Origin of the sequence: Proteiniborus ethanoligenes, assembly GCF_900107485.1 — a bacterium.
Taxonomy (GTDB): domain Bacteria; phylum Bacillota; class Clostridia; order Tissierellales; family Proteiniboraceae; genus Proteiniborus; species Proteiniborus ethanoligenes.
Genome location: NZ_FNQE01000068.1, coordinates 1 through 1302 on the forward strand (window position 1 = coordinate 1; position 1302 = coordinate 1302).

2 protein-coding genes are annotated in these 1302 nt (G+C 32.6%); both read left to right on the forward strand.

Going from position 1 to position 1302, the window contains the following annotated elements; all coding sequences use genetic code 11:
- Positions 1 to 327, forward strand: a 327-nt coding sequence (locus tag BLV37_RS14750; RefSeq protein ID WP_143031536.1) for a helix-turn-helix domain-containing protein, incomplete at its 5' end; no start/stop codon positions are given.
- A 20-nt stretch (positions 328 to 347) separates the two neighbouring features.
- On the forward strand, positions 348 to 1217 hold the full coding sequence (locus tag BLV37_RS14755; RefSeq protein ID WP_280140159.1) for an IS3 family transposase: 870 nt from the start codon (positions 348 to 350) through the stop codon (positions 1215 to 1217).
- Positions 1218 to 1302: the final 85 nt, after the last annotated feature.

The following is a 1302-nucleotide window of genomic DNA, read 5'->3' on the forward strand; positions in this document are numbered from 1 at the left end:
TCATCAACCATGACTAAAGGACGTAAAACAACCTATGATGAACGAATAGAAATAGTAAAATACTGTATAGAAAATCAAAATAATTATGCTGATACTGCACAACACTTCCAAGTATCATATCCACAGGTATATTCATGGGTTACTAAATATGAAAACCATGGAATAGAAGCTCTTCAAGACAAAAGAGGTAAGAGAAAATCAGAAGATGAAATGTCGGAAGTAGAGAAGCTTAGAGCTGAGAATAAATTATTACAAGCAGAAAATAGAAGAAAACAAATGGAGATTGATTTCCTAAAAAAATTGGAAGAGATAGAAAGGGGGCGTTAAGCCAAGTTAGACATGAGAATATATATCTTGCAATTAGTGATTTACATGATACTAAAAGATACCCAATAATAGAATTATGTAATTTTGCAGGAATACAAAGATCATCATACTACAAATGGCTTAATAGAAAAGAAAGCTCCAATGAGGAGTTTAATATAAAATTAATTTCTTTAATAAAAGATGCTTATGAAGAGAAAAATGGAATTCTTGGCTATAGACAAATGACAATAAAGCTTAATCGTGAACATAATTTAAGAGTTAACCATAAACGAATTTATCGTCTTATGAGTATCTTAAAACTAAAATCAGTATGTCGTAGAAAGAGGAAGAACTACATCAAGTCCACTCCTGAAATTACTGCAGATAATATTCTTAACCGCAATTTTGAAGCTAAGGAATTTGGAGAGAAATGGCTTACTGACGTGACAGAGATGAAATATGGATTAGGTGGTAAAGCGTATCTAAGTGCAATACTAGATCTTTCAGATAAGAGTATTGTATCATTTGTATTGGGCCACTCTAATAATAATGAGCTTGTATTCAAAACCTTTGATATTGCACATTCAGAGTATCTAGATGCAAAACCAATATTCCATAGCGATAGGGGCTTCCAGTATACGAGTAAATCATTTAAAAAGAAACTCGATGATGCAGGTATGATACAAAGCATGTCCAGAGTGTCAAGATGCATTGATAATGGACCTATGGAAGCATTCTGGGGCATGTTAAAATCTGAAATGTATTACCTTAGAAGATTCAATTCATACTCCGAATTAGAAACTGCTATTGTTGATTATATAGAGTATTACAATAATCATAGGTATCAAAGGCGATTAAAGTGTATGACACCAATAGAGTACAGAAATTACTTGCAGAATAAAGTTGCATAGAATGAGTCTACGCCAACCATTGTTCAACGATTGGCGTAGAAAGATTTTTATTTTTACCACTGTCTACTTGACAGGGGCATGTTCA